Below are 17,795 nucleotides of genomic sequence, written 5' to 3'. Positions count from 1 at the left end.
CTTCTTTTTTTATTTATAATAATTTTAAAAGAAATTATCGCACTAATTTTTTTGCTAAATTATACATTCCTAATCTAGTTATTGTTTTTACAACTGTAGTCATCCAATTATTTATAGATATATTTTCTTTAAATTCATACTTGATTAATTTTATTTCTTCAAAGGCTATTTTACGTTGCAATTTTAATTTTTTTAGTTCTTTCGCTATTTCTTTTTGATTTCTATAAGATTTCTTCATCGTCGAAATATTTTTTAGATAAACTTTTTATTACTTTATTCTCGATATAATTCTTTCCTAGATATCCTACAAAAGCAAAAAGAATAAAAATAAGAGCTACAACTATATATCCTAAAACCTCACTATTAAGATAGTTTCCAATAGCAGATGATGCAAAAACTGCTAAAAAAATAAAAGCGATAAGTAAGAAAATACCTACAATGGCAAATCTGAAAATTAAGCTAATAGATGATGTCAATATTTGAAAAATCTTTAACTCATAATATTTTTTAGAATGATTTAAAAACTCTTCAGTCTTATGAACTGCTTTTTCTGATGTAGTATCTATAGATTTTAAAATAGACATTACTTTGATTGTAATTTTTTGTTCTTAGCTTTTAAAACTTTTAATTTCTCTTCTAAGTTCGTAATAATGTCATCAGTTTTGTAACTAGCATCTTTTATAATCTCCTCGATTTTATCTTCTAAACTACTCTTTTTTGAGTGAAATGAATCAGAAATATTATTGGATAAATTTTCTACTTTATTATTTAATTCGTCACTTATAGAATTAGCTTCATCGATAACTATATCTTTAGTAGCTATAGCGCTATCAACTATTTTTTTTCTTGTTTTACTTCCTTTATTAGGAGCAAATAAAATACCTAAGCCAGCTCCTGCTGCAACACCTAAAAGTATTCCTAAAATATTATTATTGTTGTTACTCATATTTATTGTTTTTAATGTTAATAATTACTGTCACAAAATTATAACTAGAATATGTTTACTCTTAGCTCAATACGTATTAACATTAACTCAATTACAATTGTTAAATGAGCTAATCAAAAAATGATTAGGGGTAAACTATTTTAATTCGAGAGATTACTTTTGAATAACAATTAATCGATTTATATATGAATTCCAATCCTTTATCAAAAACAATAAAAACAACAAGTATTATAGTATTAATATTATTACTAGTGTTGTTTCTGATTTTTTCCTTTAGGATTTTGTTTTTGATTTTAGGTGGTGTATTAATAGCGTTAATATTTAATGGTGTTAGTAATGGAATAAAAAAATATATACCAAGAGTTAAAAAATCAATTATTACATCAATAGTAATTATCGTAAGTTTTATTTCGATTAGTTTTTTACTGTATTTACTTTATCCTAGAGTTGCAGAACAAATTTTAGATTTAAAAATAGAATTGCCACAAGCAATAAATAAAGTAAAAGAAAAAGTAAAGTCCAATGAAGCTTTAAGTTTTATAGCTGATACAATTAATCAAACTACCAAGAATAAAGATTTTACAAAAAATATAAAGTTCTTCTTTAATTCTATTTTTGGATTCTTTGGTGATTTTTACATCATAATTATTTTAGGACTGTTTTTTTCTATGGAGCCTTCAGTGTATGTTAAAGGAATAACAGTATTGTTTCCTGTAGAAAAAAGAAGAACAGTATCTAAACATATAAATAAAATTGGAACTATTTTACAAAGATGGTTGGTAGGTAAAATTTTGTCAATGTTAATAGTAGGTGTTTTTACAGGAATTGGTTTGTATTTATTAAAAATACCACTGGCTTTATCGTTAGCAATAATAGCAACTTTATCAGCTTTCATTCCTAATATTGGACCGATAATAGCGTTAATACCAGCATTGTTAATCGCATTTGTGAAAGGTGAAGAATATGTATTATACGTTTTTGTATTATATGCAGGAATACAAATTTTAGAGAGTAATATAATCACACCGTTAATACAAAGAGAAGCTATATCTTTTCCAATGGCTTTAATTTTAATTGCTCAAATAGTTCTAGGAATATTCACGGGTTATTTAGGTTTAATACTAGCTACACCAGTTATGGCAATACTGTTGTTTCTTGTAAAAGAGATTTATGTAAATGGATATTTAGAGAGAAATAAAAAAGCCTTAATTGATTAAGGCTTTTTAGTGATTATTTACATCTCCAATAACCAGTAAAGTTTCTCCTTTTTTTATTGGAGGAGTTCCAATAGTTAAAAGTATAATTCCATCAGCTTTAGCATAAACTGTTTCTAGTGTATTGCCAAAGTAATCTGTGATTTCACCAATTTTCATTCCTTTAGTAATATAATCTCCAGATTTTTTGAAAGGGTAATAAATACCATCAAAAGCACTACTTTGATAAGTTCGATTTTCAATAAATAAATAAGCGTTTTTCTGAATAGCTTTTTCCAAACTAATTTTCATATTTAAATGAATAAGCATATTCAATATTCCTTTTTCTATTTTAAGAACAGCTTCATTTTCAACCATTCCTAATCGACCACATTCAATATCTACAGAAGGAATATTTCTTTTAAAAGCTTCAGCAGAGCAATATAAACTTGGTTTGTTTTTTTTTAGATAATCTTTTCCGTCTGTTTTAAAAATAACGATATGATCAAAAAGTAAAGCTTCTGCCATTTTTCGTCCTTTAGAAGAAGCAGAGGGCATTGTAGTATTTGAATAATATGCAGCATATGGCATTAAATCTTCAGAAGCATCTCCAGCATGAACATCAAGAAAAAAATCTGATTTTGAAATTATAGAATTGGTAATAAAATCTGCGATTTTTTCGGTAACTGTTCCGTTAGAATTTCCAGGGAAAGTTCTGTTTAAGTTCTTTTTGTCTAAAGCATTTACAAATGGAGATCTGTTTGAAAAACTTCCAACATTAGCAATTTGAACTAAAATAACGACTCCTTTTAATCTTTTAGGATTAATACTTTTAATTAAACGTTGTCCTGCCATAATTGGCGGGTATTCATAACCATGAACACCAGCAGTAACTCCTAAAGTTGGTCCTTTTTCTATACCACAGAAAACAGTTATAGGAATAAAGGTTGTATGATTTTTATCAGAAATAGGAACTTTAAAATGTTTTTTTGTTCCAGCCGCTATAGTTTCTCCTTGAAAGGAAAATTGACTAAAAGATGCATTTGCAAATAAAAAACACAGAATACCAATTAAATATTTCATCTTAAATTATTTTCTAAAGTGTATCAAAAGACTTGAGACAAGCAAAATTAGGGTTAATAAAAGGATTGGAATAATTGTTTTAATTAAGCTAAAGTTGTTTTCTGCTTTAAAAAACTCTGGCTTATAGTTTTTCCAATCTACAGAATTCACACTTTCATTTTCAAAAATTCTAGGATAGAAATCCAAACGTTTTCTTTCATGAAAATCAGAAGTAGCGTTTAAAAATTTTACATGTTGAGCTAAACTTGTATTGGTTATAGTGTTCATAGACAATTGAATTTGTAAAGGAGGAAAAAACTGAGCTATTTGTTTACTCAATTCAGCTCTTTTTTCAATTTTATCATACATCTGTGAACGTTCTAGTTTCGATTCATCATCTCCCATTTGTTGCATTGCATAATACCAAATCCACGAAAAACCCTTGTCTTCAACTTTGTATTTAGAAAATTGAGGATAATGTGCGTAAAACTTTTTCATAGTTTCTTGCTTATCAGTATCCCATCTTTTATGATATTCATCACGCTGTTTAATTGTCATGCTTAAAGCTTCACCAACTGGATATTTATTAGTGATGTAATTATTTACCAATACTGGTAAAAATACAACCAATACAAGCCAACTTGTTAAAAGTGTAATTGCATTTGTATTAGATGAATTTCTTAAAGTGATGACAAAGAAGCAAAGTGCAAACCAAAAAAAGATATAAATGTAACTTATGATAATCATGTTTATAAAGTCACTAGAAAAAGGGATGCTTAATATTACTTTTGCTAGAATGAATAGTACAGCTAAAACAATAGAAACGAATACTAATCGAATAGATAATTTCATTATTAAATATTGAAAAGTAGACTTTCCTTGTAGTGTCACCATTTTCCAAGTTCCATTTTCTTCTTCTTCAGATAGAATATTGAAATTTAAAGCAATAATAACTAAAGGAAACAGGAAAATAATAAGAAAACTAAGATCTAAATTTCCGACTTGCAAACGCATTGGGTTTACTAAGTCTGTATCATATTTCTGACCTTCTAGGTTTAAAATCTTGACATTTTGAATATGAGAATTTACATCGCTTTGTCCAATCGCTATTCCAGCAGTAGGTTGTAAATTATTGATAAACGAAAATTTTAAATAATACAATAATAAACCAATATCATCTTTATGTAAATGAACTTGATTTTCTATATGTTTTCGTTGTTGTTCTGTAGTTTTTTCTATTGCAGTTTGCTTCTGATTAAGAAACTGTTTTCCTGTACTAATTCCTAGGATTCCCAAAAGCATTAAAATTCCAAAGGCAAGTAGTACGGTTTTCGATCTAAAAAACTGTTTTATTAATAATGTATACACTTTAGATGATTTTAAAACGATTAGAAAATTTTATCATAATAACACAAGAAACGATGAACCAAACAAAAAGACTAACAAAGGCAAAAGGTTGATTTTTAATTGTTTTACTTACAGATAAAAACTGATATTCAAACTTTGGAGCAGATTTCCAGTATTCTTGTCCAACGACATGAACTTTTCCTTCGCTACTTGTTGCTTTATTACTTATAAACTTCATTTGAAGTTCATTCATGTATTGAGATTGTTTATATCTGTATTTTTCAGTCTGATTTAAAAAACCTACGTAGGTAGTGAAATCTGTTCCAGATAAACTCATAGATAAGTTTTTAATAGCTAAATAAGGATTAAAAATTACTAAACCATTGGTTATACTATTCTGGTTTTTGTATGATTGAATTAATTTATCTTGTTCTTGATTGTAAATTAAAGCTGTTTGTTCTTCTCCTTTACTCATTAAGAATCCACTATAATTGAATGGTAAGTCTTTAACGTCGGTAACATTGTGAACTTTTAAAATTGAATCGCGAAGTCTATTAAAATGTGGATCGTTCGGATCATGACTATCACCTTTTTTAGAAACCTCTTCTTCAACTTCTGCTCTGAATTCAATTTTAGATAAATTTGGGTAAATAGAGTTACCAACTACTTGTGAAGTTTTTGGAATAATAACAAAGAACAACAACCAACCACCTAATAAACTTAATAAAGCTTTATTTGAATTAGCACTTCGTCCTGAGATAATTATGGTAAGGCTACATAATATAGCATAAAATAATATGTAACAAATGCTTATTAAAATTATACGTACTAAAACAGCAGCGTTTTCAAGATGAAAATCATCTACCAAAGCGATACTCCAAAGTGCTAATAAAGCAGGAATAAAAAATAGAGCAGTAATTAAAAATAGACCAAAAGATTTACCTAATAATAATTCTTTCATGGTTACACCCTGAGTGTAATAAATTTTAAGAGTTCCGCTTTCTTTTTCAGAAGAAATAGCTGCATAACCAATAAAAAAAATTATTAAAGGTAAAATTAACTGTAGAAGCATAGCTATGTTTAAATCTCCAAAACGAACTAACCCGGTTGATAAACTTGCTTCTGAGAAATTTGCTGTATTTTGTCTGTGGGCTTCTAAAAAAATAGAATTACCAGTATAGCTTTCAATTCCAGAATCAAAAATTCGTAACGGATGTTGAGTTCGGAAAGCGAAAGTTCCGAAATGTGCCATACGATGTGGATGTTTGTCTGGATTATCTTCCCAACTTTTTCTTGCTTTATCTTGATGATGTTCTATGGTATGATGATTTGCTTCAAAAGCATTCCATCCATCTACAGTAACATAAACAAGTACAAGTAAGAAAATCATTAATAGAGCTAAAAGACCTTTAGAGTTAAAGGTCTTTTTAAAGAATTGCTTTGCTATTAAAATAACAACTGACTTCTTCATCTATTAAAATTTGTAAGTAGCGTTTAATAATACATTTCTAGGTGCTCCAGGTGCTAATCTTGAAGGGTTTAAACCACCTAACCAATATTTATTATCTAATAAGTTATTTACCTTTAAAGTTAATTGAATATTGGTATTGTTTGGTTTATAATACACAGCAGCATCAAATACAGTGTAACTTGGTAATAAAACTCTATCTGGAAGATAAGCTGGGTTGTACCAAGTGTATCTTTCATCTACATATTGTGCACCTAAACCAATTCCTATACCTTTTAAAGTTTTATTAGAGAAGTCGTAACGTCCCCAGAAATTAGCATTATGTTTAGGAGCTCCACCAATTCGTTCTCCAATGAATTCTAATATTGAATCATCTATGATTTTAGCATCTGTATAACCGTATGATGCTGTAACCTGAAAATTCGGAACAACATAACCAGAAATGTCCATTTCAAAACCTGTACTACGTTGTTCTCCTCTTGTAGTTAAGTTATCTGTATCAAAAGTATCTCCTAATAAAATGTTTTTCTGAGTAACTTCAAATAAAGCAAAATTTGCATTTAATTTACCATTGAAAAATGATCCTTTTGCACCAAATTCAAGTAAACTACTTTCTAAAGGATCAAATCTTCCAGGAGAACCTGCCCAAAAGAATCCTTCAGCTGAAGGAGATAATGATACAGTATTTGTATGTGGTTGAAAACCTTCTAAATATGTAGTGTATAAACTAATGTCGTTTGTAACTTCATATGTAGCTCCAAGTCTAGGAATAAAAGCCTGTTGTGTGAATTTTTGCTCATCGCCTTCATAATCAAAAATGTCTGAAAACCATTCGTATCTTAGGTTAATTAAAGCTGAAAACTTTCCTATTTTAAATTGGTTTTGAAGATAAATACCATCTGAAGATGTTAAGTTTGCAGGAATTTCAAATTGAGATAATGGATAATTACTAGTATTTCTTATTCCATTAAAAGGGTTTGTTAAATCGAAGTGTGGTACGGCTGGAACTAATAAACCATTTTCTTGTTGGAAATCATTTGGATCACTCGTTCCTGGTCTAAATCTACCAATAGAACCATCATTTAATAAATATCTTCTAGCAGAATTTTGCCCGCCTATTTTTCTTTCCCAGCGTGTTGCATCATAACCAACTAAAATTTTGTTCGTAATGTTATCACTTTTAATATCGTAATTAAAATATGTACTAAAGTTATTTGTATTCCAAGATTGTTGTCTTTCAGCATATCGCATTGCTGCTAAATTCGGAACTACATTTCCATTAATATCATATGCTTGATTAAAAGCATCGATTCGATGTTCTTGTAAATCTTCATCCCATGTTTGTTTCATGTACTGAGCATTAAAACCAAAGTCTTCAGTAAACTTTTTACTAAAGCTTGTCATAAACATGATTTCTTTAGTTTTGTAAAAATCATTAGCAGCACCTGGATTTAAACTAATAGGTGTACTGTTTGGATCATAATTAGCACCAACAGCTGTAAATATAGGTTGTCCTCTATCTAAGTTACCTTCTCCATTTGTATAAACCATTTCAACATTAAGAGCAGTATTCTCATTAGGAACATAACTAAGAGATGGAGCAACTAAAAAGGTATTACTATTTACGATATCTCTAAAAGAGTCTGCTTCTTGGTAAGCAGTATTAAAACGATATAATAAAGTTTTTTCTTCGTTTAAAGGCCCAGTAAAATCTCCAGTAGCTCTTAAAGTACCAAAACTTCCAGTAGACATGGATATTTCTCTGTAGTTTTCTTTTAAAGGTTTTTTAGTAACCATATTTACAGTTCCTCCTGGATCGGCACTAGAAAAAGTAACAGAAGAAGGTCCTTTTATAACTTCTACACGTTCTAAATGAGAAGTAATTGGTTGGATAAAGTAATACTGACGAGTACGCATTCCATTTACTACTTGACCATCATCTGCTTGAGTAATACCACGAATATTATAGTGGTTATAAAGCCCTGTAATAGAAACATTACTTACGGTTTTTACAGCATCTGTTAATTGAAATGCTTGACGATCTGCAATTAATTCTTTTGTAACGGTAGAAACTGCTTGTGGTAATTCTTTGTTTTTGATAGCAATTTTTGTTGCTGAAAAAGAATAATCACTATTGTAGTCATCTCGTTTTCTTCCTATAATTTCTACAGATTGAAGTAATTCTGCAGATTCTTTTAAAATAATTGTACCTAAATCGATATTATTATTAGAAATAGTTACGGCTTTTGTTTGAGTTTCAAAACCTACAAATGTTATACGAATTAGATAATCATCATTTTTATTAGTTTCTAAAATGAATTTCCCATCGTAATCTGTTACTACCCCTTTTACATTTTTAGATCCTTTTGTTAAAATAACATTGGCTCCAAATATAGGGTTGTTGTCTGTATCTAAAACCGTCCCCGTGATTCTAGATTGTGAAAAACTTACATGTACCAGAAATATGAAAATTCCTAGTACCAACTTTCTAAACTTCATTTTTACGTATTTATATTGGTTAAATTGTTTTGATATATAGTTCTTGTAATTGTTGAGCTGAAATATTTTCTGTTTCCTCGATATGAACTAGTGTTCCCTCTTTCATTATTCCTATTCGAGCACAAATATTAACAGCATTAAATATGTCGTGAGTAGCCATTAGTATCCCCACACCATTGGCAGATAATTCTTTACAGGTATTAGCAAATTCAACTGAAGCTTTTGGATCTAAACCAGAAGTAGGTTCATCCATTAAAATATATGAAGCATTTTTAGCTAAGGCTATAGCTATTCCTACTTTCTGTCGCATACCTTTAGAATATTTTTTTAGCTTTTTCTTAAAAGCATCAGGTTCTAAATTAGCTTTGGTTAAGTATTGTTTTAATTCTTCTTCACTGTAAGAAAATCCAGCTAAACGACTAAAGAAATCTAGGTTTTCTAATCCTGTTAAGTTTCCATATAATTGAACAATTTCAGGAATATATGCTATTGAATTTCTTGTTGAGTTATTGTTTTTGTTTACAGGGATTTCATCAATAAGAGCTTCTCCAGATGAAGGTTCCAATAAACCTAAGAAAATATTAATAGTGGTGGTTTTACCTGCTCCATTTTGTCCAAGTAGACAAAAAATTTCCCCAGGAGCTACAGAAAAACTTAAATCTTTTAACGCTATTTTTTCATTATAGCGCATGCTAAGCTTTTTTGCTTGTAACATAACGATTGTGTTTAAAATGTGATAAATAAGTTCTTAAGAATTAAGAACATTTTTTAGCAGATAATTTGCTAGATAGATGTAATACATTCAACAATATTGATTAAAAATCAATTGTTTTAAATTTTAAAAAAAGATTAAATGTATTTTATAAAATTAGGTGGCGACCTAGATTGTTTAAGGTAAAGTATTATTGAGTCTAGACTATTGTCTAGTTGAAATATATCTTTTGAAAAGAGATGAGGAATAAATGAATAAGTTGATTGTAAAAAAGATTTTTCTAGATCTAAATCTAAATAAACATCACAAAGTTTACAGTCCTCATTTAAACTGTTATTTTGTTTAAATTCTACATCTGCAGAAGTAATGGTTGTATCGTTATGATGAGAGTCATGTATTTCATGAGCAACTGTATGGAAAAAAACTACAAAATGTGTTAATAGTATAACACAAGACATAAAGAAACTTGTTATGCTTTTTAGTTTTTTCAATTTAAAGGTTTATTGCATCAAAGTTGCAAATATAATGTAAATTAAAATTATTCTGAATAATTACGAGTGTTAAAAGCTTGAAATAAAAAAAGACCAGAATCAAATCTGGCCTTTTTGAGTAATAAATATTAAAAAAGATTATAAATCAAATCTGTCTAAATTCATAACTTTAGTCCATGCTTTTACAAAATCGTTAACGAATTTTTCTTGACCATCATTAGCACCGTAAACTTCACAAACTGCTCTTAATTCTGTATTTGAACCAAAAATTAAATCAGCTCTAGTTCCAGTGAATTTAGTAGCACCAGTTCTACGATCACTACCAGCAAATTCTTTATCATCAGATGAGGTAGCTTTCCAAGTCAAAGCAAAATCTAAAATGTTAGTAAAGAAATCGTTAGTTAAACTTCCTACAGTATTTGTAAATACTCCATGTTTTGAGTTGTCGTAATTAGCTCCTAACACACGTAAACCTCCAACTAAAACTGTCATTTCAGGAATAGAAAGCGTTAACAAATTAGCACGATCTACAAGTAAATCTTCATCTGCAGCGTTTTTTAGTTTCGGATTGATATAATTTCTAAATCCGTCTGCTAGAGGTTCTAAATGGCTGAAAGATTCTAAATCTGTTTGTTCTTGAGTAGCGTCACCTCTTCCTTGAAAAAAAGGAACACTAACATCGTGCCCTGCATTCTTAGCAGCTTCTTCCACACCTGTATTACCAGCTAAAACAATTAAATCTGAAAATGAAATTGTTCCATTAAATTCTTTTTGAATTCCTTCTAAAACTGATAATACTTTATTTAATTCTTCTGGATTGTTTACTTCCCAATTTCTTTGAGGCTCTAAACGAATTCTAGCTCCGTTAGCGCCACCACGTTTATCTGAACCTCTATACGTCGAAGCAGAAGCCCAAGCTGTTTTTACTAATTCAGAAATTGATAATCCTGAAGCTAAAATCATTTTCTTAAGAGAAGCGATATCTTCTCCAGTCAATGTATAATCAACTTTAGGAATTGGATCTTGCCAAATTAATTCTTCAGATGGAACTTCAGGACCTAAATAACGATCGATTGGTCCCATATCACGGTGTGTTAATTTAAACCAAGCACGAGCAAATGCATCTTCAAAAGCAGCATGATCTTTATGAAAACGTTCTGATATTTCTCTATACACAGGATCCATCTTTAAAGCCATATCTGCTGTAGACATCATTAAAGCTTGTTTCTCATTCGGATTTCCAGCTTTTGGAGCCATTTTAGCATTAGAAGCGGCAGTTGGTGTCCATTGATGAGCTCCTGCTGGACTCTTAGTTAATTCCCATTCGTAATTTAATAAAACATCAAAATAATCATGATCCCATTGAATTGGGTTTGGAGTCCAAGCACCTTCTAAACCACTAGTAATTGTATCGTCTAATACTCCAGTTCCATAAGAATTTTTCCAACCTGTACTCATTTGATCTATTGAGGCTCCGTGTGGTTCTGCACCAACGTATTTATCAGGATCAGCAGCACCATGTGCTTTTCCAAAAGTATGACCACCAGCAACTAAAGCAACAGTTTCTTCATCATTCATTGCCATACGACCAAAAGTGATTTTAATATCATGAGCAGACTTCAAAGGATCTGGCTCTCCATTTGGTCCTTCAGGATTTACATAAATTAATCCCATGTGTACAGCTCCTAAGTGTCCTTCTAATTCACCATCACTAGTATCGTAACGTTCGTCGTTACCTAACCATTGGTTTTCGCTTCCCCAGTATATATCTTGTTCTGGTTCCCAAACATCTTCTCTTCCTCCTGCAAATCCAAAGGTTTTAAACCCCATAGATTCTAAAGCACAATTTCCTGCTAAAATCATTAAATCTGCCCAAGAAATTTTATTCCCATATTTCTTTTTTACAGGCCAAAGTAATAAACGAGCTTTATCTAAATTTCCATTATCTGGCCAGCTATTTAATGGAGCAAAACGATGTGTACCAGTTCCAGCGCCACCTCTTCCGTCACCAACACGATATGTACCAGCACTATGCCAAGCCATACGAATCATAAATCCTCCATAATGTCCATAATCTGCAGGCCACCAATCTTGAGAATCTGTCATTAAATCAATAACATCTTGTTTCAATGCAGCATAATCTATACTGTTAAACGCTTCGGCATAATCGAAATCTTCTCCCATAGGATTAGACTTTGTAGCATTTTGGCGTAAAATGTTTAATTTTAATTCATTTGGCCACCAATCTCTATTGGTTGTTCCTCCACCAGCAGGCTTTTTTTGAGCGCTATGAAAAGGGCATTTTGAAATGTCTCCAGAGTGTTTGTTACTATCGTTCATTATTATAAGACTTTTTTAAGTTAGTTCGAGTTCAAAACTACAATAAAAGCAAGTATTATTTTTATCTATAAATTTTATATTAAAATAAGTTTTAGCTATTTAATTGTTTATTTATTTGTTTTATAGTGTTTTATAAAGATACAATAAAAGCGATTTGGTTAGTATTGAATTTTCTTATGATTGAATAAGATTTTCATTTAGAATTTGATTTGTTTCGGGCTAATAAGAATGTAATTTTGCACCTGTTTTTGAAAAACAATGTAAATAATAATTCAATTTTAAAAATAATAGAATGGCAACATTAGTTGGAAAAAAGTTCCCAAACTTAAACGTAGATGCAATGAACGAAATGGGAGACACGTTCAAATTAAACGTTTTAGAAGAAGCAGTAAACAACAAGAAGAAAGTGGTATTATTTTGGTACCCAAAAGACTTCACTTTTGTATGTCCTACTGAATTACATGCTTTCCAAGCTGCTTTACCAGAGTTTGAGAAAAGAAATACTATCGTAATTGGAGCTTCTTGTGATACTCCTGAAGTACACTTCGCTTGGTTAAACCAATCTAAAGATAACGGAGGAATTGAAGGTGTTACTTACCCATTATTAGCAGATAGCAACCGTAACTTATCTTCTATATTAGGAATTTTAGATATTACTAACGAAGTATATGACGAAGCTACAGGAACTGTACAAGTAGAAGGAGATAATGTAACTTATAGAGCTACATATATTATCGATGAAGAAGGAACTGTTGTACACGAAGGTGTAAATCACATGCCAATCGGTAGAAATGTAAACGAATATTTACGTTTAATCGATGCTTATACTCACGTACAAGAAAAAGGTGAGGTTTGTCCAGCTAACTGGGAAGAAGGAAAAGCTGCTATGCAACCAAATGCTAAAGCTACTGCTGAATACTTAGCTGTAAACTAATATTATAATAATATATCAAAGGAGAGTTTCAGGTTTCCTGAACTCTCTTTTTTTTAAAGAATACAAAAATGGTACAAGAATTAAATAGCGATAATTTAACGAATATCGTTTCAGAAAATAAAACTGTAGTAGTACAATACTCTGCAACTTGGTGTGGTAACTGCAGAATAATGAAACCAAAGTTCAAAAAATTAGCAAACGAGAATGAAAATGTTTCTTTTGTAATTGCTGATGCTGAGAAATTCCCTGAAAGTAGACAATTAGCTACAGTTGATAACTTACCTACATTTGCAACTTTTGTTGATGGTAAATTTGTAAATCAAGTTCAAACAAATAAGTTTGAGGTGTTGAAAGAATTAGTAGAGGAAGTATTATAGTTATGAAATTACCAGTAATTAAGCATTTAACTTCTTTTATAGAAGAAAATGATCAGGATTATATTATTGAAACAATTGAAACTTTAGAAGCTTTAACAGAAGTTCCATCATTAAAAGATGAAGAATTAGATGTTATTGGAGAGTTAATTTCTAATATGTATGGAGCAATAGAAGTTGATAAAATGATAAAAGAAGGAACTCCAAAGAAAGAAGCTTTAAATAACTTTATGAAACGAGTTCTTGGTTCAATAGATAAATAAAAATCCTAAGCCTTAGCTTAGGATTTTTTATTTTAATTAATTTCTTTCCAATACTATAGATACGTTATCATAATATAAAATTAAATTTCCTTCTATAATGTCGTATCGATTTACTTTATGTAATTGATATAGTTTTGTCCATTCAGGTTCATTTATTAATGTAGATATCACAGAAAAAGAGATGCTTTTATTTTCTTTGAATTCATATTCGCCGTTATAAAGATTACTAACAGTATGTCCAGAAGCAAATCTTTCACCTTCTTCATTTATTTCAGTTAATTTAAGAGTAATTTCTCCATCATTAACATTAGGCCAAGTAGGTTTTTCAGTTTTGGTAATTTTATTACCATTTTCTAAATAATATACAACTTTCCAGCTTCCTTCTACCTCGTTAGGTTGAATGCTATTGACTTCATCTTTAGAACAACTTGTTAGTCCTATTAAAAGAGTAAATAAAGTAATTGATACGATAGTTTTAATTTGTTTTCTCATGTTCATATAAAGTTTATACTCTATAGATATTTAAAAATAAAAAAGGTTGCGTTTTATTTACAACTTGTTTTTAAAGCAAAGAATTGGTTTAAACCCATGAAAAGAACAATAAGTGCAATTACAGATATGATAATGTTACCAGTGTTGGAGATTTGAAAAAGGTTAGTGATTAGAATAATGCAACTAGCAATTACCCAAAGAAAATCTTGAATTATAATCCATAAAACAGCAATCTTTCTTTGCTTTTTTATTTCATAAAAAATAGTTGTCATAAAATAGAGTAGAATGAGTCCGATAATCCAAAAAACATTGTTGTTATTTAGTTGAAAAACTTTTGCTGTTGAGTTATAAAATAAGATTAAGATAAAGCCAGAAACTCCAGAGAAGATAGCATTTATTAAAAGAGATTTTTGAAGACGATTCATAATGTGAAATTTAGATTTACACAAAATTTGATCATTTCTTTGAATTCTCTCTTGACAAATGGTAAGAAATCAAATTAACTTACATTTTTTCGAAGTCGACTTAAAGATTCTGGGGTAACTCCAATCATAGAAGCTATATATTGTAAAGGAACGTCTTTAAATAAGTTAGGTTCTTCTTTTATTAATAAATTATAGCGTTCTTGAGCTGTGGTGTGTAGTTGAGAAAACATGTTTTTTTCTAATAAAGCAAAAGAGTGTGCCAGTAAAAGATTATCAAATTCTAACCATTTAGTTTCTTGTTTACATAATGTAAAATGTTGCTCTCTTGATATGGTTTGAAGTGTACAATCTGTAATAGCCTGAATATTCCAGAAATTACTGGTTTGAAATACAAAACTAGCTACAGAAGTTATAAATCTTCCAGTACTACCTATCCAAAGTGTAATTTCTTTTCCATCGGCAATGCTAAACATTCTAATATAACCAGATTCAATAAAAGCCATTTTTTTACATACAGTTCCTGACTTTAAAAAGTATTCACCCTTTTTTAAATCTACAGTTTCAAAAACATTAGTAATATTATTTAGAGTTTCATTAGTTACACTAATATGGCTAGAAATACAGTTTTTAAGTAATTTCATAGTATAATGTTTTAACCAGGTAAATCAATTCTTTTTAAATCTTTTCCGTGGAGTTTTATCAATTCATTTTCTAAGTATTGAAGTAATTCAGGACAATCACATTTATAATCTTCGCAGGTAATTGTTTTTTGTTGTTCTTTATATTTAATATGAACAGTTAAATTACTTGTACAAGAACTTTCACAAGAATAGTTCTCACTGAGATTCCAAATATTACTAGTTTCAATTTTTTGAATTAAATTCATCAATTGTGTTTTGGAAATATATTGCTCAGACTTTTGATAATATTTAGCTAATTCTGATTCATTTCCAAGAGCATTATTACTTAGTTTCTCTGGGTAAAAAGAAAGTAAAGTGTCTTTTAAAATAAAAGTATCGTAATGAAAAGCTCCTCTTTCTAATTTAATTTCAATACTATTTAGAATTGCATCTTTTTTTTCAATGCTTCTAGAACAGTTAATTAAGAAGGTAATAATAAATAGAAAAAGAATTGATTTTTTCATTTTTAATGATGTGTAAGTCGTGTAATTATTTCCTCATGTTGTGGAAATAATTCTATTAATACCTTTCGTTCAGGCAATACAAAATCATTAAAATCAAAACCAGGAGCAACAGTGCATCCTGTAAATGAAAAACTGTTTTCATCTACAACTTCAGCAGCAAACCAATATTGAGCAGGAACTACAAATTGCGGAATCTCGTTATTTACAATATCATTCCCAATAAGTACGAAAGAATATTCACCTTCAGGAGAAATCATATGCAGTTTTAAGGTTGTTCCTAAATAAAAATGCCACATTTCATCTTGATTTATTTTATGAAATGCAGAAAAACTATCTGAAGTTAATAAGAAGTAAATACCAGTACTGTGATTTCTATCACCAATAAAATTCTTTGATAAATTCTCATTTTTTATAACTCCGTTACTTCTATAGGTTTCTTTAAAATATCCACCTTCAGGATGTTTTGTAAGATCAAATTTATTAACTATCTGTTGTGCTGTCATTGTTTTCTTCTGCTTTAGCTTCGTTTGCTTTTTTTATAATTGCTTTTAAACGTTCTTTAGTTTTTTGTTTTTCTAGTCGAAGCTTATTCTCTTTTTGCTTCATTAATCGACTATGTTTAGCCTTATTTACTGTGTTTTTAGCTTTTCCTTTTTTAGACATTCTCTTTAGTTTTAATGAATAATAATCCTAGAAAAGTTAAGAATCCGTTTAGAATTAAAATAGCAAAACTGAAATCGAATCCTAAACTATTTTTACTGTAATTACTAATTAAAAAAGTAGCTACAGGAGCTATAACACAAACAAAAGGAACTAATTTATCTTTTACTTTAAGTTTGGTAAATAACCCGAATGCATATAATCCTAAAAGCGGACCGTAAGTATAACCAGCAAACTGAAATATTTTCGCAATTACACTTTCATCTGCAATAAAATATTTGAAAATTAAAATAGTAATTACCAAAATAAAAGAAAATAATACATGAATTTTTTTTCTAGTTTTTTCTTTTTCAGCTTCGTCTTCTTTTTTATCGATTTCTAAAATATCGATACTAAATGATGTAGTTAAAGAAGTTAAAGCACTATCGGCACTAGAATATGCTGCGGCAATTAAACCTAATAGAAAGAATAAAGAAGCAGCAATTCCTAATTCACCACTCATTGCAATAGTTGGAAATAACTGATCTTTATGAGCATCGATACCATTTAGAGTTGCAAAATCTGTAAGTAAAATTCCTAAGGCAAGGAAAAAGAAGTTAACTATAACTAAAACCAAAGTAAACCAAAACATGTTTTTTTGAGCATCCTTTAAACTTCTACAAGTAAGATTTTTTTGCATCATGTCTTGATCAAGACCAGTCATTACAACAGCAATAAAAGCTCCAGAAAAGAATTGTTTCCAAAAGTAATTTCCAGCTTTTACATCATCGAAAAAGAAGATTTTTGAGAGTTTACTTTCAGAAACATAACTGAATAAACTTTCAATTTGTAACGCATCTTTAATAGCTACGATACAAACACCAACCGCAATCAACATAAATAAGGTCTGTAAAGTATCTGTCCAAACAATAGTTTTTATTCCTCCTTTAAAAGTGTACAACCAAATTAATAAAATGGTAATAGTAACAGTTACCCAGAAAGGAATTCCATATGCATCAAATAAAATTAATTGTAAAACATTAGCAACTAAAAATAATCGGAAAGCAGCTCCTATAGTTCTAGATATTAAGAAAAATGAAGCTCCGGTTTTATAACTCATTTTTCCAAAACGTTCTTCCAAATACGTGTAAATGGAAGTTAAATTGAGTTTGTAATACAGTGGCAATAAAATAAGACCTATTATAGCATAACCTAATATATAACCCAGAACCATTTGCATATATCCCATTTGTTGATTCTCTACCCAACCAGGAACAGAAATAAATGTTACTCCAGATAAAGAAGCTCCAATCATTCCAAAAGCAACTAAATACCAAGGAGAGGAGTTATTTGCTTTAAAAAATGTTTGATTGTTTGCGGATTTTCCTGTTAAATAGGCAATTAGTATAAGTACACTAAAATAGGATACAATTAAGAGTACAATATGTATTGGTTGCATTACTTTA

The 17,795-nt window shown here is 29.5% G+C and carries 21 protein-coding genes; 4 read left to right on the top strand and 17 right to left on the bottom strand.

Annotated elements, in window-relative coordinates; genetic code table 11:
- Positions 1 to 34: 34 nt before the first annotated feature.
- The 3 genes from Q1A46_RS05360 to Q1A46_RS05350 are packed head-to-tail and all read right to left on the bottom strand — an operon-like array spanning position 35 to position 946.
- A complete protein-coding gene (locus tag Q1A46_RS05360) occupies positions 35 to 238 on the bottom strand; it encodes a hypothetical protein (protein ID WP_299674945.1) in 204 nt (67 codons plus the stop codon).
- Positions 222 to 584 (bottom strand): hypothetical protein, encoded by a 363-nt coding sequence (locus Q1A46_RS05355; protein ID WP_299674942.1) that lies wholly within the window; start codon positions 582 to 584, stop codon positions 222 to 224. Before Q1A46_RS05355 ends, Q1A46_RS05360 begins: the two co-directional genes overlap by 17 nt.
- On the bottom strand, positions 584 to 946 hold the full coding sequence (locus tag Q1A46_RS05350; RefSeq protein WP_299674939.1) for a YtxH domain-containing protein: 363 nt from the start codon (positions 944 to 946) through the stop codon (positions 584 to 586). Before Q1A46_RS05350 ends, Q1A46_RS05355 begins: the two co-directional genes overlap by 1 nt.
- Positions 947 to 1,131: 185 nt before the next feature.
- On the opposite strand from Q1A46_RS05350, the gene Q1A46_RS05345 reads away from it, so the two are divergent.
- On the top strand, positions 1,132 to 2,163 hold the full coding sequence (locus tag Q1A46_RS05345) for an AI-2E family transporter (protein ID WP_299674936.1): 1,032 nt from the start codon (positions 1,132 to 1,134) through the stop codon (positions 2,161 to 2,163).
- A gap of 6 nt (positions 2,164 to 2,169) precedes the next feature.
- Here the strand turns inward: Q1A46_RS05345 and Q1A46_RS05340 are convergent, their stop codons facing one another.
- From Q1A46_RS05340 to katG, 7 genes are all read right to left on the bottom strand, one after another.
- Complete coding sequence (locus Q1A46_RS05340) at positions 2,170 to 3,222, bottom strand: M14 family metallopeptidase (RefSeq protein WP_299674933.1); 1,053 nt, start codon at positions 3,220 to 3,222, stop codon at positions 2,170 to 2,172.
- Positions 3,223 to 3,228: 6 nt separating this feature from the next.
- The gene (locus Q1A46_RS05335) at positions 3,229 to 4,569 is read right to left on the bottom strand and encodes a DUF3526 domain-containing protein (RefSeq protein ID WP_299674930.1); all 1,341 of its coding nucleotides are present in this window, start codon (positions 4,567 to 4,569) and stop codon (positions 3,229 to 3,231) included.
- A 1-nt stretch (position 4,570) separates the two neighbouring features.
- The gene (locus Q1A46_RS05330) at positions 4,571 to 6,019 is read right to left on the bottom strand and encodes a DUF3526 domain-containing protein (RefSeq protein ID WP_299674927.1); all 1,449 of its coding nucleotides are present in this window, start codon (positions 6,017 to 6,019) and stop codon (positions 4,571 to 4,573) included.
- Between the two features lie 3 nt (positions 6,020 to 6,022).
- The gene (locus Q1A46_RS05325) at positions 6,023 to 8,515 is read right to left on the bottom strand and encodes a TonB-dependent receptor (protein ID WP_299674924.1); all 2,493 of its coding nucleotides are present in this window, start codon (positions 8,513 to 8,515) and stop codon (positions 6,023 to 6,025) included.
- A gap of 19 nt (positions 8,516 to 8,534) precedes the next feature.
- Positions 8,535 to 9,230, bottom strand: coding sequence for an ABC transporter ATP-binding protein (locus Q1A46_RS05320; RefSeq protein WP_299674921.1), 696 nt, complete (start codon positions 9,228 to 9,230; stop codon positions 8,535 to 8,537).
- Between the two features lie 134 nt (positions 9,231 to 9,364).
- The gene (locus Q1A46_RS05315; RefSeq protein WP_299674918.1) at positions 9,365 to 9,718 is read right to left on the bottom strand and encodes a hypothetical protein; all 354 of its coding nucleotides are present in this window, start codon (positions 9,716 to 9,718) and stop codon (positions 9,365 to 9,367) included.
- Positions 9,719 to 9,856: 138 nt separating this feature from the next.
- Positions 9,857 to 12,058, bottom strand: a complete 2,202-nt coding sequence (gene katG, locus Q1A46_RS05310) for a catalase/peroxidase HPI (protein WP_299674915.1) — start codon at positions 12,056 to 12,058, stop codon at positions 9,857 to 9,859.
- 292 nt (positions 12,059 to 12,350) lie between these two features.
- On the opposite strand from katG, the gene Q1A46_RS05305 reads away from it, so the two are divergent.
- From Q1A46_RS05305 to Q1A46_RS05295, 3 genes are all read left to right on the top strand, one after another.
- The gene (locus Q1A46_RS05305; RefSeq protein WP_299625898.1) at positions 12,351 to 12,992 is read left to right on the top strand and encodes a peroxiredoxin; all 642 of its coding nucleotides are present in this window, start codon (positions 12,351 to 12,353) and stop codon (positions 12,990 to 12,992) included.
- Positions 12,993 to 13,060: 68 nt separating this feature from the next.
- On the top strand, positions 13,061 to 13,369 hold the full coding sequence (locus Q1A46_RS05300) for a co-chaperone YbbN (protein WP_299674912.1): 309 nt from the start codon (positions 13,061 to 13,063) through the stop codon (positions 13,367 to 13,369).
- 2 nt (positions 13,370 to 13,371) lie between these two features.
- Positions 13,372 to 13,629, top strand: a complete 258-nt coding sequence (locus Q1A46_RS05295) for a hypothetical protein (protein ID WP_299674909.1) — start codon at positions 13,372 to 13,374, stop codon at positions 13,627 to 13,629.
- A gap of 36 nt (positions 13,630 to 13,665) precedes the next feature.
- Here Q1A46_RS05295 and Q1A46_RS05290 read toward each other — a convergent pair whose 3' ends face one another.
- The 7 genes from Q1A46_RS05290 to Q1A46_RS05260 all read right to left on the bottom strand — a co-directional run bounded on the left by Q1A46_RS05290 (position 13,666) and on the right by Q1A46_RS05260 (position 17,788).
- Entirely contained in the window at positions 13,666 to 14,121 is a 456-nt protein-coding gene (locus Q1A46_RS05290; protein ID WP_299674906.1) for a hypothetical protein, read from the bottom strand.
- 53 nt (positions 14,122 to 14,174) lie between these two features.
- Positions 14,175 to 14,546, bottom strand: coding sequence for a hypothetical protein (locus Q1A46_RS05285; RefSeq protein WP_299674903.1), 372 nt, complete (start codon positions 14,544 to 14,546; stop codon positions 14,175 to 14,177).
- Between the two features lie 74 nt (positions 14,547 to 14,620).
- On the bottom strand, positions 14,621 to 15,187 hold the full coding sequence (locus tag Q1A46_RS05280; RefSeq protein WP_299674901.1) for a Crp/Fnr family transcriptional regulator: 567 nt from the start codon (positions 15,185 to 15,187) through the stop codon (positions 14,621 to 14,623).
- Between the two features lie 11 nt (positions 15,188 to 15,198).
- Positions 15,199 to 15,690 carry a hypothetical protein gene (locus tag Q1A46_RS05275; RefSeq protein WP_299674899.1) on the bottom strand — a complete coding sequence of 164 codons (492 nt, stop codon included), beginning with the start codon at positions 15,688 to 15,690 and terminating at the stop codon, positions 15,199 to 15,201.
- Positions 15,691 to 15,692: 2 nt separating this feature from the next.
- Positions 15,693 to 16,193 carry a cupin domain-containing protein gene (locus tag Q1A46_RS05270; RefSeq protein WP_299674896.1) on the bottom strand — a complete coding sequence of 167 codons (501 nt, stop codon included), beginning with the start codon at positions 16,191 to 16,193 and terminating at the stop codon, positions 15,693 to 15,695.
- Entirely contained in the window at positions 16,171 to 16,353 is a 183-nt protein-coding gene (locus tag Q1A46_RS05265) for a hypothetical protein (RefSeq protein ID WP_299674893.1), read from the bottom strand. The genes Q1A46_RS05270 and Q1A46_RS05265 overlap by 23 nt, the downstream gene beginning before the upstream one ends.
- A complete protein-coding gene (locus tag Q1A46_RS05260; RefSeq protein ID WP_299674890.1) occupies positions 16,346 to 17,788 on the bottom strand; it encodes a sodium:solute symporter in 1,443 nt (480 codons plus the stop codon). The genes Q1A46_RS05265 and Q1A46_RS05260 overlap by 8 nt, the downstream gene beginning before the upstream one ends.
- Positions 17,789 to 17,795 lie beyond the last annotated feature (7 nt).

The organism is uncultured Tenacibaculum sp., from assembly GCF_947502995.1.
Lineage (GTDB): Bacteria > Bacteroidota > Bacteroidia > Flavobacteriales > Flavobacteriaceae > Polaribacter.
The sequence above is the reverse complement of the archived record's forward strand: the minus strand, read 5'-3'. Positions and strand labels throughout refer to the sequence as shown.